The organism is Streptomyces sp. NPDC045022 (genome assembly GCF_056432605.1).
On sequence record NZ_JBWKIR010000014.1, the window covers coordinates 64,559 to 78,363 of the forward strand.

Annotated in this window: 11 protein-coding genes; 10 read left to right on the plus strand and 1 reads right to left on the minus strand. The window is 72.6% G+C overall.

From position 1 onward, the window contains the following. Window positions 1-83 precede the first annotated feature (83 nt). The 10 genes from rsmI (at window position 84) to AC07C1_RS24545 (ending at window position 13,350) form a co-directional block, all read left to right on the plus strand. On the plus strand, window positions 84-932 hold the full coding sequence (gene rsmI, locus AC07C1_RS24500; RefSeq protein WP_478942204.1) for a 16S rRNA (cytidine(1402)-2'-O)-methyltransferase: 849 nt from the start codon (window positions 84-86) through the stop codon (window positions 930-932). Window positions 933-1,338: 406 nt separating this feature from the next. After that, a complete protein-coding gene (locus AC07C1_RS24505; RefSeq protein ID WP_478942206.1) occupies window positions 1,339-1,743 on the plus strand; it encodes a hypothetical protein in 405 nt (134 codons plus the stop codon). A gap of 47 nt (window positions 1,744-1,790) precedes the next feature. Then, complete coding sequence (locus AC07C1_RS24510) at window positions 1,791-2,687, plus strand: TatD family hydrolase (RefSeq protein ID WP_478942207.1); 897 nt, start codon at window positions 1,791-1,793, stop codon at window positions 2,685-2,687. Between the two features lie 170 nt (window positions 2,688-2,857). After that, window positions 2,858-4,360 (plus strand): ubiquitin-like domain-containing protein, encoded by a 1,503-nt coding sequence (locus AC07C1_RS24515; protein ID WP_478942209.1) that lies wholly within the window; start codon window positions 2,858-2,860, stop codon window positions 4,358-4,360. A gap of 184 nt (window positions 4,361-4,544) precedes the next feature. Next, entirely contained in the window at window positions 4,545-5,414 is an 870-nt protein-coding gene (gene rsmA, locus AC07C1_RS24520; protein ID WP_478942211.1) for a 16S rRNA (adenine(1518)-N(6)/adenine(1519)-N(6))-dimethyltransferase RsmA, read from the plus strand. A 78-nt stretch (window positions 5,415-5,492) separates the two neighbouring features. After that, on the plus strand, window positions 5,493-6,386 hold the full coding sequence (locus tag AC07C1_RS24525; RefSeq protein ID WP_478942213.1) for a 4-(cytidine 5'-diphospho)-2-C-methyl-D-erythritol kinase: 894 nt from the start codon (window positions 5,493-5,495) through the stop codon (window positions 6,384-6,386). A 166-nt stretch (window positions 6,387-6,552) separates the two neighbouring features. Continuing rightward, entirely contained in the window at window positions 6,553-8,361 is a 1,809-nt protein-coding gene (locus tag AC07C1_RS24530) for an ABC-F family ATP-binding cassette domain-containing protein (protein WP_478942215.1), read from the plus strand. Between the two features lie 234 nt (window positions 8,362-8,595). Next, on the plus strand, window positions 8,596-10,404 hold the full coding sequence (locus tag AC07C1_RS24535) for an outer membrane protein assembly factor BamB family protein (protein ID WP_478942217.1): 1,809 nt from the start codon (window positions 8,596-8,598) through the stop codon (window positions 10,402-10,404). Window positions 10,405-10,493: 89 nt separating this feature from the next. Then, entirely contained in the window at window positions 10,494-12,431 is a 1,938-nt protein-coding gene (locus tag AC07C1_RS24540) for an outer membrane protein assembly factor BamB family protein (RefSeq protein WP_478942219.1), read from the plus strand. A 226-nt stretch (window positions 12,432-12,657) separates the two neighbouring features. Beyond that, window positions 12,658-13,350 (plus strand): helix-turn-helix transcriptional regulator, encoded by a 693-nt coding sequence (locus tag AC07C1_RS24545; RefSeq protein WP_478942221.1) that lies wholly within the window; start codon window positions 12,658-12,660, stop codon window positions 13,348-13,350. A gap of 102 nt (window positions 13,351-13,452) precedes the next feature. On the opposite strand, the gene AC07C1_RS24550 is transcribed toward AC07C1_RS24545, so the two are convergent. Beyond that, window positions 13,453-13,791: a hypothetical protein gene (locus AC07C1_RS24550; protein WP_478942223.1), complete on the minus strand. Its 339-nt coding sequence runs from the start codon at window positions 13,789-13,791 to the stop codon at window positions 13,453-13,455. Window positions 13,792-13,805: the final 14 nt, after the last annotated feature.

A 13,805-nucleotide genomic window follows, 5' to 3' on the forward strand; every position in this document is an offset into this window, starting at 1 on the left:
GTCCCGCGCATGTGCGGTACCGGTCGGGACGGTGCGGCTTTCCCGTGACCCGGGGGACGGTCTCCGCCTGGGAGGATGGGGGTGTGACTGGAACCCTTGTCCTCGCAGGTACCCCCATCGGCGACACCGCGGACGCGCCGCCCCGGCTGGCCGAGGAGCTGGCCGGCGCCGACGTGGTCGCCGCCGAGGACACCCGGCGGCTGCGCCGGCTCACCCAGGCGCTGGGCGTGACGCCCAAGGGCCGCGTGCTGTCGTACTTCGAGGGCAACGAGTCCGCCCGCACACCGGAACTGGTCGAGCTGCTCCTCGGCGGCGCGCGCGTGCTGCTCGTGACCGACGCCGGGATGCCGTCCGTCTCCGACCCGGGGTACCGGCTGGTCGCGGCCGCCGTGGAGAAGGACATCCGGGTCACCGCCGTGCCCGGGCCGTCCGCCGTGCTCACCGCACTCGCCCTGTCCGGGCTGCCCGTCGACCGGTTCTGCTTCGAGGGCTTCCTGCCGCGCAAGGCGGGCGAGCGGCTGTCCCGGCTGCGGGAGGTCGCGGACGAGCGGCGGACGCTCGTCTACTTCGAGGCCCCGCACCGGCTCGACGACACCCTCGCCGCCATGGCCGAGGTCTTCGGCGCCGAGCGGCGGGCCGCCGTCTGCCGCGAGCTGACCAAGACGTACGAGGAGGTACGGCGCGGCCCGCTGGCCGAGCTGGCGCGGTGGGCCGCGGAGGGCGTCCGCGGGGAGATCACCGTCGTGGTCGAGGGTGCCCCCGCGCCCGGGCCCGGGGAACTCGACGCGGGGGAGCTGGTCCGGCGGGTACGGGTGCGCGAGGAGGCCGGCGAGCGCCGCAAGGAGGCGATCGCCGCCGTGGCGGTGGAGGCGGGGGTGCCGAAGAGGGTGGTGTTCGATGCCGTGGTCGCGGCCAAGAGTGCCGGTGGGTGAGGCGGGGCCGCGGCCAAGAGTGCCGGTGGGTGAGGCGGGGCCGCGGCCAAGAGTGCCGGTGGGTGAGGCGGGGTCGCGGCCAAGAGTGCCGGTGGGTGAGGCGGGGCCGCGCCCCTTCCGGGCTTGCTGTGGCCGGTGTGAACACGCCCTCTGAGCAGGGGCGTTCACGGTTGAGCGGACGCCCCATGGGAGGGCAAAAGGCTGTCGCCGAAAGCAAAGCCCGGTGGGCCGGACGAGGGTGGTTTCTGCAAGGAACCCTCAAATCGCCTCCAACACTCGACAGCCCTGCTGCGTTCGCGTCGGCGGGAGAGTCCACTGGTCGAAGGGACGCACCCGTCCCTCACCCCAGTGGGTTCGGGGGAATCCCCGCGCCCGGGTGCTTGTCCAGCGGACAAGAGGAGCCGGCATGAGTGAGATCGCAGGGCGGACGGGCCTCCACGGTACGGCCACAGCCGTCGTTCACGAGTCGTATTCGTTCGCCTGCATGCGCTGCGGGCACGGCTGGGAGCAGTCGTACGAGATAGAGCACCACACCGACGCCGACGGGCAGGAGTTCGTGCGGTACGTGGCCGACGGCCGGATCGTGCCGTCGCCGCTGAGCCGGCCCGGCTGCCAGAACTGCGACGGCCACGTCGTGCGGATCATGCGCGCGGGGCAGGTGTCGTCGGTGCGCGGCGCCGCGGAGCGGCACCGGCACCGCGTACCGCAGGCGGGCCCGGTCGAGGTGCCTGAGGCGCCCGCGCAGCCCAGGGAGCCGCACCACTGGCACCTGTCCGATCTCCTGCACCCGTTCCAGCGCAGGGCGAGCTGAGCGGATCGCCGGCCGTCGAGGGCATGCCCCTTTCGTAGGATCGGGGCATGCCTTCGAACGCCGGCCGGAACGCCAAGGACGACAAGAACGCGGCGCCGCCGCTCCCGGCACCCCTCCAGGTGCCCGTCGCCGACTCCCACACCCACCTCGACATGCAGTCCGGCCCGATCGAAGAAGGCCTGGCCAAGGCCGCGTCGGTGGGCGTGACGACGGTCGTCCAGGTCGGCTGCGACATCAAGGGCTCGCGGTGGGCCGCCGAGACGGCCGCCGCGTACGAGAACGTCCACGCGACCGTCGCCCTGCACCCCAACGAGGCCCCGCGCATCGTCCACGGGGACCCGGACGGCTGGTCGCGGCAGGGCGCCCGCGAGCCGGGCGGGGACGCGGCGCTCGACGCGGCCCTCGCCGAGATCGACCGGCTGGCCGCGCTGCCCCAGGTGAAGGGCGTCGGCGAGACGGGGCTGGACCACTTCCGCACCGGCCCCGAGGGCAAGGCGGCGCAGGAGCGCTCCTTCCGCGCCCACATCGAGATCGCCAAGCGGCACGGCAAGGCGCTCGTCATCCACGACCGTGACGCCCACGCCGACGTCCTGCGCGTCCTGAAGGAGGAGGGCGCCCCCGAGCGCACCGTCTTCCACTGCTACTCCGGCGACGCCGAGATGGCCGGGATCTGTGCCCGCGAGGGCTACTTCATGTCCTTCGCCGGCAACGTCACCTTCAAGAACGCCCAGAATCTGCGGGACGCGCTCGCCGTCGCCCCGCTGGAACTGGTCCTCGTGGAGACCGACGCGCCGTTCCTGACCCCGGCACCGTACCGCGGACGGCCCAACGCGCCGTATCTCGTTCCGGTCACGGTGCGCGCGATGGCCGCCGTGCGCGGCATCGACGAAGACGCGCTGGCGACGGCGCTGGGCGCGAACACCGCCCGCGCCTTCGGCTACTGACCGCGCGCCGGGCGTAACCAGCCGATGACGCCGCCGGGCCCGGGCCCGATGTCGAGCACCACCTGTCGAGCACCACCGAGCGTAGTCGTGCCGCTTTGGAGAGTGACCGGCGCTCCGCTAGGTTCTGGGGGCCCGATCCGGACCCCTCTGGCCTTCTGGAGCGTGTCGGCGTGAGCAAGTCGCAGTACGAGACCTATGAGGCGTACGGCCCCTACACCGTGCCGCCCGGCCCGCCCGGCGGCACGTGTCCCGGCATGCACGACGCGCAGACGCTGGCGTACGGAGTGGCGTACGAGGACACGTACCGGCCCGCGTACGAGGACACGTACCGGCCCGCGTACGAGGCGACGCAGCCGGTGTTGCCGCGACAGAGCGTGAGCGTGCCGGCCGACGCGACCCGCGAACTCGATGTGCGCGCCGGTGGCGCGGGTGAGGACGGCGGGCACGCCGGGGATGTGCGCGGCGATGGTGCGCACACGGCGCAGGCGCACGAGCATGTCGCGTCCGCCGTCACCACGGCGGCGGCCGAACTCGGTGGGCGCGCCTTGCGCCGGCGCAGGGCGCGCTACGCCGAGCGCCCGGAGTCCGCCGTGCGCCGCCTGCTGCCGCAGGCCCTGGTCGTGGCCTTCCTGGCCGGCGGTACCACCGCGTTCGTCGCCCAGGACAAGGCGATCGAACTGAGCGTCGACGGCAGGCAGCGCACCCTGCACACCTTCGCCGACGACGTGGGTGAACTGCTCGCCGAGGAGGGCGTACCCGTGGGCGCGCACGACGTGATCGCGCCTACCCGCGGCACGGCGCTCGCCAGCGGTGACGAGGTCGCCGTGCGTTACGGGCGCCCCGTACGGCTCACGCTGGACGGCCGGCGGCGCGAGGTCTGGACGACGGCGCACACGGTGGAAGGGGCGCTGGACGAGCTGGGCGTGCGCGCGGAAGGCGCGTACCTGTCCGTCTCGCGGTCCCGGAGCATCGGACGCGCCGGGCTCGCGCTGGACGTGCGTACCGAGCGCGCCGTGACGATCATGGCGGACGGCCGGACCCGCACCGTCCGCACCAACGCGGCCACCGTCCGCGAGGTGGTCCAGGAGGCCGGGATCACCCTGCGCGGCCAGGACACCATCTCCGTCCCGCCCGACAGCTTCCCGCGCGACGGACAGACGGTGACCGTGCTGCGGGTGAGCGGCATCCGGGAGATCCACGAGGAGCAGATCCCGTACGAGACCGAGTGGATGGCGGACCCCGCCCTCTTCAAAGGCACCGAGGTCGTCACCGAGCCCGGCCGGCCCGGACTGCGGCGGACCATCTACCTCGTGCGCACCGTCAACGGGGTCCGGCAGAAGCCGCGCCGCGAGAGGACCGAGCTGGTGCGCCGGCCGCGCAACCAGGTGGTGAAGGTGGGCACCAAGCCGCTGCCGCTCTCGGTGCAGGGCGCCGACCACCTGAACTGGCGCGGCCTCGCCGCCTGCGAGTCCGGCGGCCGCCCGCACGCGGTCGACTCCTCGGGGACGTACGGCGGGCTCTACCAGTTCGACACGCGCACCTGGCACAGCCTCGGCGGCAGCGGACGTCCGCAGGACGCCCCCGCAGCCGAGCAGACCCTCCGTGCGAAGAAGCTGTACCAGAGCCGGGGGGCGGCCCCCTGGCCGCACTGCGGGGCGCGCTTGCACGGCTAGGGCCTTTCCCCCGGTGCCTCACAGGGCCCGGGATCTCCGGGCGACGAGGGCCCGCAGGAACCACGGGCGGCACGGATGGCCGCGGCGCAGCTCACCGGGGCGGGAGAGCGGAAGCCGCCCAGCGCCCGGCCGCGGCGGCGGGGACCTGGCGAACCGGCCGGTCCCACCCCCGTACCCTTGTCCCGTGAGCAGCCCCCACCCCGACGCCCTCCTCGGTCCGGCCGACATCCGCGAACTCGCGGCCGCGCTCGGTGTCCGTCCCACCAAGCAGCGCGGCCAGAACTTCGTGATCGACGCCAACACCGTCCGCCGCATCGTCCGGACCGCCGAGGTCCGTCCCGACGACGTGGTCGTCGAGATCGGCCCCGGGCTCGGCTCCCTCACCCTCGGGCTGCTGGAGGTCGCCGACCGGGTCACCGCCGTCGAGATCGACGACGTGCTGGCCGCCGCGCTGCCCGCGACCATCACGGCGCGCATGCCGGAGCGCGCCGACCGGTTCACGCTGGTCCACACCGACGCCATGCACGTCACCGAGCTGCCCGGTCCCGGACCGACCGCCCTGGTGGCGAACCTGCCGTACAACGTCGCCGTGCCGGTGCTGCTGCACATGCTCGACACCTTCCCGGGCATCGAGCGGACGCTGGTGATGGTGCAGGCCGAGGTCGCCGACCGGCTCGCGGCCCCGCCCGGCTCCAAGGTGTACGGCGTGCCGTCGGTCAAGGCCAACTGGTACGCCGACGTCAAGCGGGCCGGCGCCATCGGCCGCAACGTCTTCTGGCCCGCGCCGAACGTCGACAGCGGGCTGGTCTCCCTCGTCCGGCGGGCCGAGCCGATCAAGACGACGGCCTCCAGGAAACAGGTCTTCGCGGTGATCGACGCGGCCTTCGCACAGCGCCGCAAGACCCTGCGGGCGGCGCTCGCCGGCTGGGCCGGGTCCGCCGCGGCCGCCGAGGCGGCCCTGGTCGCCGCCGGAATCTCACCGCAGGCGCGCGGCGAGTCGCTGACGGTCGAGGAGTTCGCCCGCATTACCGAGAACGCCCGGCACGCCGAGTAGCGCCGGACGGTGCCGGACAGCGCCCGGCGCCGCCGAGCACCGTCGACAACGCCCGCACACCAAGGAGCCCGGTCAGCAGTGAGCGTCACGGTCCGCGTCCCCGCCAAGGTCAATGTCCAGCTCGCGGTCGGCGCCGCCCGCCCCGACGGCTTCCACGACCTCGCCAACGTCTTCCTCGCCGTCGGCCTCCACGACGAGGTCACCGTCACCCCGGCCGGCGAACTGCGTGTCACCTGTGAGGGTCCGGACGCCGGCCAGGTCCCCCTGGACCGCACCAACCTCGCCGCGCGCGCGGCGATCGCGCTCGCCGCGCGGCGGGGCATCGAACCGGCCGTGCACATCCACATCGCCAAGGACATCCCGGTCGCCGGCGGCATGGCGGGCGGCAGCGCGGACGGCGCGGGCGCACTGCTCGCCTGCGACACGCTGTGGGGCACCGGCGCCTCCCGCGCCGAACTCCTCGCCATCTGCGCCGAGCTGGGCAGCGACGTCCCGTTCAGCCTGGTGGGTGGGGCGGCCCTCGGCGTCGGGCGCGGCGAGCGGCTGACCGCCCTCGAGGTCGGCGGCACCTTCCACTGGGTGTTCGCGATGGCGGGACGGGGCCTTTCCACCCCGGCGGTCTTCCGCGAGTTCGACCGGCTCGCCGAGGGGCGTGACATCCCCGAGCCGATCGCCTCCGAGGAGCTGCTGCGGGCGCTCGCCAAGGGCGATCCGGACGCATTGGCGGCGTCCGTCACCAACGACCTGCAGCCGGCCGCCCTGTCCCTCTTCCCGGAGCTGGCCGACACGCTGGCCGCGGGGCGGACGGCGGGCGCGCTGACCGCTCTGGTGTCCGGTTCCGGGCCGACGACGGCCTTCCTCGCGCGCGAGGCAGAGTCGGCGCAGAAGGTGGCGCGGGCACTGCGGGAGTCGGGCACCTGCCGGTCGGTCCGGACGGCGGCGGGCCCGGTACCGGGGGCGACGGTGGTCTGAGGGCCCTGGAGGATGTCGCCGGCCCGAGGAGCGATGACGGTCCGGTGCGTCTCACAGAGAGTGACCACCCCCGCGCGCTCCGCCGCCTGCCCGCGAGGCCCTAGGCTAGAAGGCTGACCCACGCGGCGGAGCCGCACATCGATACAGCCCCGCGCACAGGAGTGAAATGGCCGTCAACCTGGTCAATGTCGAGAACGTCACCAAGGTGTACGGCACCCGTGCCCTGCTGGACGGCGTCTCGCTCGGTGTGTCGGAAGGGGACCGGATCGGGGTCGTCGGACGCAACGGCGACGGCAAGACCACCCTCATCCGGATGCTCGCCAAGCTGGAGGAGGCCGACACCGGGCGGGTCACCCACTCCGGCGGGCTGCGCCTGGGCGTGCTGACCCAGCACGACTCCCTCGACCCCACCGCCACCGTCCGGCACGAGGTCATCGGCGACATGGCCGACCACGAGTGGGCCGGCAACGCCAAGGTCAGGGACGTACTGACCGGGCTGTTCGGCGGGCTGGACCTGCCCGGCTTCCCGAAGGGGCTCGACACCGTCATCGGGCCGCTGTCCGGCGGTGAGCGGCGCCGGATCGCGCTCGCCAAGCTGCTCATCGAGGAACAGGACCTGGTCGTCCTCGACGAGCCCACCAACCACCTCGACGTCGAGGGCATCGCCTGGCTCGCGGAACACCTGCGCAACCGGCGCTCGGCGCTGGTCTGCGTGACGCACGACCGGTGGTTCCTCGACCAGGTCTGCACCCGCATGTGGGACGTGCAGCGCGGCGACGTCTACGAGTACGAGGGCGGCTACTCCGACTACGTCTTCGCGCGGGCCGAGCGTGAGCGGATCGCCGCCACCGAGGAGACCAAGCGGCAGAACCTGGTCCGCAAGGAACTGGCCTGGCTGCGGCGCGGCGCCCCCGCCCGTACGTCCAAGCCGCGCTTCCGGGTCGAGGCCGCCAACGAGCTGATCGCGGACGTGCCGCCGCCCCGGGACAGCAGCGAGCTGATGAAGTTCGCCTCCTCGCGCCTCGGCAGGACCGTGTTCGACCTCGAGGACATCACCGTCCAGGCCGGTCCGAAGGTGCTCCTCAAGCACGTCACCTGGCAGCTCGGTCCCGGTGACCGCGTCGGTCTGGTGGGCGTCAACGGCGCCGGCAAGACCTCGCTGCTGCGGGCCATGGCCGATGCGGCGCGCACCGAGGGGGAGGCGCAGCCGGCCGGTGGGCGCATCGCCGTCGGCAGGACGGTCAAACTGGCCTACCTCTCCCAGGAGGTCGCCGAACTCGACCCCACCTGGCGGGTCCTGCAGGCCGTGCAGCAGGTCCGCGAGCGCGTCGACCTGGGCAAGGGGCGCGAGATGACCGCGGGACAGCTGTGCGAGACGTTCGGCTTCAACAAGGAGAAGCAGTGGACGCCGGTGGGGGATCTCTCCGGCGGTGAGCGGCGCCGGCTCCAGCTGCTGCGCCTCCTCATGGACGAGCCCAACGTCCTCTTCCTCGACGAGCCCACCAACGACCTCGACATCGAGACCCTCACCCAGCTCGAGGACGTCCTCGACGGCTGGCCCGGCTCGATGATCGTCATCTCCCACGACCGGTTCTTCGTCGAGCGCACCACGGACCGGGTCTTCGCCCTGCTCGGCGACGGCACGCTCCGGATGCTGCCGCGCGGTATCGACGAGTACCTGGAGCGGCGCCGGCGTATGGAGGAGACGGTCGCCGCGCAGGCCGCCGCCGCGACGCCCAAGCCGGTCTCCCAGGAGAAGAGCGCCGCCGACCAGCGCGCCGCCAAGAAGGAACTCCAGAAGATCGAGCGGCAGTTGGACAAGGTCTCCGAGAAGGAGTCCAAGCTGCACGGCCGGATCGCCGAGAACGCCACCGACTTCGCCAAGGTGGCCGAACTGGACGCCCAGTTGCGGGACCTCGCCGGGGAGCGCGAGGAACTGGAGCTGCGCTGGCTGGAACTGGCGGAGGACGCCTGACCGTTCATCCGGCTCAGGCAGGGGGCGCGTGCGCCGCGTGAAGGGGGCGTGAAGGCGCGTAACGGCGGTATCACGGGCCGGTTCTCCGTTGGGAACAGCGGCGGACGCGGAACCGTGCGCTGTCAGCACCGGGTGATAGAAAGAGCCGTCTGAGAACTGTCTGAGTACGACCTTGGGTCCGTCACGAACCTCAGGGCGTGGCTAAAAATCAGTGAACGAGGGGGAAGAGCGCTGATGACTCAGCCGCCCAACCAGCCGCCGCAGGGCGGCTTCGGAGCGCCGCAGGGCCAACCGCCGCAGGGCCAACCGCCGCAGGACCAGCCGCCGCAGGGCGGTGGATTCGGCGCCCCGCAGACGCCCCCGGCGCAGGGCGGTTTCGGCGCGCCCGCCACGCCCCCGCCGCCCGCCGGCCCCCCGCAGCCCCAGCCCGGCTACGGCTACCCCCAGCAGCCGGGCCCGTACGGTGCTCCCGCCGCGCCCGGCACCCCGGGCCCCTACGGCTATCCGCAGCAGCAGCCGCAGCAGCCGGGCCCCTACGGGGCGGCACCGCAGCCCGGTTACGGATACGCGCAGCAGCCGCCGTACCCGGGCGCGCCCGGCGCGCCCCTCGAGGGCAAGTCGGCCTCCAAGGCGAAGCCGGCGCTGATCATCGGTGCCGCGGTGGCCGCGCTGCTCGTCATCGGCGGCACCGTGTACGCGGTGACCAGCGGCGACGACGGCGGCAAGAAGAAGCCCGTCGCCCAGCAGAGCGACGACGGCAAGCACTCCGCCTCCCCGACGCCGACCACATCGGGGGGCGGCACCGGCGGCGACGACCCCGAGAACCTCAACGAGGGCCGGCAGGCCGGTGAGGCGAAGGTGCTCTGGTACAAGCCGGCCCCGGACGCCCCGGGCTCCGGTGCCGACGCGCCCGGCATGTGGATCACCGGCAAGACCGCCGTGAAGGCGGCGTACAAGCAGGTCTTCGCCTTCGGCGTCGCCGACGGCGAGACCGCCTGGGGCCCGATCGACTTCCCGCAGAAGATCTGCGCGTCCACCTCGCGGCAGTCGGCCGACGGCAAGATCGTCGTGGCGTACATGAGCGGCGCCGGCGACCGTGCCAAGTGCAACCAGCTCCAGCAGATCGACCTGGAGACGGGCGAGAAGGGCTGGAGCGGCGAGGTGGCCGACGGCGGGCTGTTCGACAGCGCGCTCAACGTCGAACTCACCGTGAGCGGCAAGACGCTGATGGTGAGTCGTTCGCAGTCGGGCACGGCGTACGACATCGACAGCGGCAAGAAGCTGTACGACAAGAAGAAGTACGGCGCGGCCTGCTTCCCGACCGCGTACGCGGGCGGCACCGGCCGGCTGATCCAGGTGGCCTCCTGCGCGGCCGGCACGGACAAGGAGCACGACGAGATCCAGGAACTCGTTCCGGGCACCGGCAAGGTGAGGTGGACCCAGCCGGTCACGAAGGGCTGGCGGGTCGCCCGGACGTACTCCGTCGACCCGCTCGTGGTCTACCTGACCAACCAGGACAAGAAGGCCTGGAACATCTCCACGTTCACCAAGGACGGCAGGCGCCGTTCCGAGGTCAAGGTCAACGAGAAGTTCGCCCCCCGCTGCGGCTGGGCGATCCTCGAACGCGACCTGCAGGGCTGCCAGGGGGTGGCGGTCGACGCCGACACGCTCTACCTGCCCACGGACGCCCTCAGCAGCGCCAACGAGATCGTCGCGATCAGCCTCGCCGACGGCAAGGCGAAGTGGCGGGCCAAGTCCCCGGTGGACGAACCGATGGCCCCGGTGAAGGTCGAGGGCGGCAAGCTCATCGCGTATGTGCAGCCGTCGTACGACGCGGGCGGGCAGGTGGTCTCGATCCCGGTCACCGGCTCCTCCCACAAGAGCACCCGGCTGCTGCAGAACCCGCAGGGCACCGCCGACATCGAGGGCACCTTCTACGACGGTGCCGTCGACTGGGTCGACGGGCGGTTCTACATCTCCGCCGGCCGGCTGTCCGGCAGAGACGACTCCAAGGAGAAGCTGATGATGGCCTTCGGCAACTGAGCCCGGCGCACGCCCCTTCGCACAGAGTCCCGAGTCCCGAGTCCCGTCCGCCGTACGGCCTTCAGAGTTTCGCCGAGGTATCCGCTCCCATGACCCAGCCGCCCCCTCCGCCACCGAACCAGCCCCCGCAGCAGGGTGGCTTCGGCCCCCCGAGCCCGCAGAACCCGCAGGACCAGCCGCCGACACCCCCGGCCGCCCCGCCCGTGCCCCCGGCCGCGCAGGCGCCACAGCCCGGATACGGCTACCCGCAGGCCGCCCCCGCTCCGCAGCCGCCGCAGCCCCAGCCCGGATACGGCTACCCGCAGGCCGCCCCCGCTCCCCAGCCGCCGCAGCCCCAGCCCGGCTACGGCTACCCGGGGGCGCAGCAGAACCCGTACGCCACGCAGCCCCCGGCCGCCGCCCAGCCCCCGGCCTACGGCCAGCAGCCTCCCGGCTACGGCGCCCCGCAGAACCCCTACGCCCAGCCGACCCAGCCCGTGCAGCCCGTGCAGCCGGGCTACGGCTACCCGGGCCAGCCGCCGACCGTGCCGATGCAGCCCCAGCCGGGGCAGAGCGGCGGCGGGCGGAACAACACCGTGCTGTTCATCGTCGTCGCGGCCGTCGTCGCCATCGCGCTGATCGCCGGCGGCGGCTTCTGGTACGCCAAGTCCTCCGGGGACGACGGCAAGAAGCACGACACGGCCTCCTCCAGCGGCGGTACGGGCGGCAAGAACGGCACCGGTGGCTCCGGCGGTTCGGGCGGCTCCGGCGGCACGTCGACCGGCGGCAAGGAGAAGGTGCCGGCCGACCCCGCCTCCCATGTGCTGCTCCAGGTCCCGCTGCCCAAGACGGACGACACGGTCGTCACCTCGGGCTCGTGGCTCACGGACAAGGTGTACGCCAAGAGCGGCATCGCCGAGATCGTCGGCTACGACCCCGTCAAGGGCACCAAGCTGTGGACGCTCAAGCTGCCCGGCCCGGTGTGCGTGGCCAGCGGCCACGTCACCTCGGACAACAAGACGGCGATCGTCTTCCAGCCGAAGATGCCCGCGAAGAACTCCTCCGCGGGCTGCAGCGAGATCGCCGCGATCGACCTCGACGCGGGCAAGAGGCTCTGGACGAAGACGGTCGAGTCCGGTGACTACGCGCTCACCTTCCAGAATGTGACGGTCGCTCAGCACACCGTCGCGGTGGGCAGCAGCAGCGGCGGTGCCGCGTTCGACATCGACTCCGGCGCGTCGCTGTGGCAGCCGAAGCCGGACGACACCTGCTACGACGCCGGCTACGGCGGCGGCACCAAGCTGGTCGCGGTGCGCAAGTGCGGCTCCTACGACAACCGGCAGCTGCACATCCAGAACGTCGACCCCAAGACCGGGAAGGTGATCTCCGAGTACAAGATGCCGGCGGGCGTCGAGTACGCCGCCATCGTCTCCACCGACCCGCTGGTGGTGGCGGCCGACGTCGGCGACAGCGCGGGCGACGGCAGCGGCGTCTCGGACTACTTCTCCATCGACAGCAAGACCGGCAAGCTGCTCACCCGCATCTCGGCGCCCGGTGACACCTACGCGGGCCGCTGCGACGGCATCACCCGTATCGAGGGCTGCAAGCAGATCGTCGCCGGCAACGGCAGGCTGTACCTGCCGACCGAGGAGCACGACGGCAAGGGCGCGTCGTACAGCAAGACCAACGAGATCATCGCCTTCGATCTCAGCACCGGCAAGCAGACCGGCCAGCGCGCCGAGGCCGGTGACGGCTACGAGCTGTCCCCGCTGCGCATGGACGGCGGCAACCTGCTCGCCTACAAGCGTCCGCCGTACGACAAGGGCGGCCAGGTCGTCAGCATCGACGGCGGCAGCTTCAAGGAGACCAAGCTGCTGGAGAACCCGTCCACGCGGAGCGTCCGGGACGGGGAGACCGGCCTGCTGCCGGAGTACGCGGAGATCCTCTACGCGCAGGGCCGCCTCTACATGTCGGCGGTGTTCGCCCACAAGACGGACTCCACGTACGGCAAGGAGTACCTGGTGATGGCGTTCGGCACGGACGGCTGACGGACCGCCGGCGGCGCCGCCCGCCTCGCCCGAATGGGTGACTTACCGAGAAGTGCCCCGGATTTCATCGATCCGGGGCACTTCTCACACATAGGGGCAGCGCGACGTCGAACAAGCGTGTAGCTTCCGGGGGCATGAAGGGCGAGGTGCCGGGGGGCCCTCTGTCCTTGCGGACCGGTGGGCGTCCATAGTGGGGCATCCATGGGGGGGACTGGGGGGTTGCTCGATGGGAGTGCGGCTCATGGTCGTCGACGACCATCGCCTGCTCGCGGAGGCGCTGGCGTCGGCGTTGAAGCTGCGCGGGCACCGGGTGCTCGCGGCGGCGGCGCCGGCCGCGGGCGCGGCGGACCTGGTGATCGCGCGGGCGCCGGAGGTGTGCCTGCTGGGTACGGCGGCGCCGGCCGAGCCGGGGGTCTTCGACCCGGTGGTGAAGATCAAACGGGAGCGGCCGCAGGTGGCGGTGCTGGTGCTGGGCCCGGTGCCGTCCCCGCGGGGCATCGCGGCGGCCTTCGCGGCGGGCGCGGCGGGGTACGTGCGGCACGACGAGCGGATCGAGGGCGTCGAGCGGGCCATCATGAAGGCCCGGGCGGGGGAGGCGGCGGTGGCGCCGCAGTTGCTGCAGGGAGCGTTCGGCGAGCTACTCAATCCGGCCGCGCAGCCCGATGACGAGGCGCAGCGGCTGCTGGAGATGCTCACACCGCGGGAAGTGGAAGTGCTGGTGCGAGTGGCCGACGGGGAGGACACGCGGCTGATCGCGGCCGGGATGGGAATCGCGTCGAGCACCGCCCGTACGCATGTGCAGCGGGTGCTGATGAAGCTGGGGGTGGGGTCGCGGCTGGAGGCGGCGGCGCTGGCCGCGCGGACGGGGTTGCTGGACCGGGCCGGTTCCCTGCGCAGCGGTCCGGGACCGGAGTCGTAACGGACCCCGGCCCCGGACCGGCGCCCGCCGCGAGCGCCCCGAAAGGGCGTGCGGACTGAGCGATCGGCCCCCACGCGCCCGCGCCCGGAAGGCGGCCGGCGGTTACTCCTTCTCCTCCGGCAAGCTCGCCGGGGGAAGCGGCGGCGGGGTGGGCCGGAGCTTCAGCCAGGCCAGGAAGAAGATGCCCAGCAGCAGCATGCCGATCCCGGTCCAGAGGTTGATGTTGACGCCCTGCGCCTTGTCGATGGCGGACTGGGAGTCGGTGATGCCGGTGATCGTGACGATGATGCCGTAGACCACGAACAGGCCGCCGATGATGCGGCGCAGGTCGAAGATCCGCGCCGCGGTCGCGGACTTGCCCTCCAGCTCGGTGACCTCCCGCTGGACGTCGTCCTCGGAGTAGTGGAAGCGCTCGTGGTGGCGGTCGGAGTGCTCGGTCATGGTTTCCTCATCCT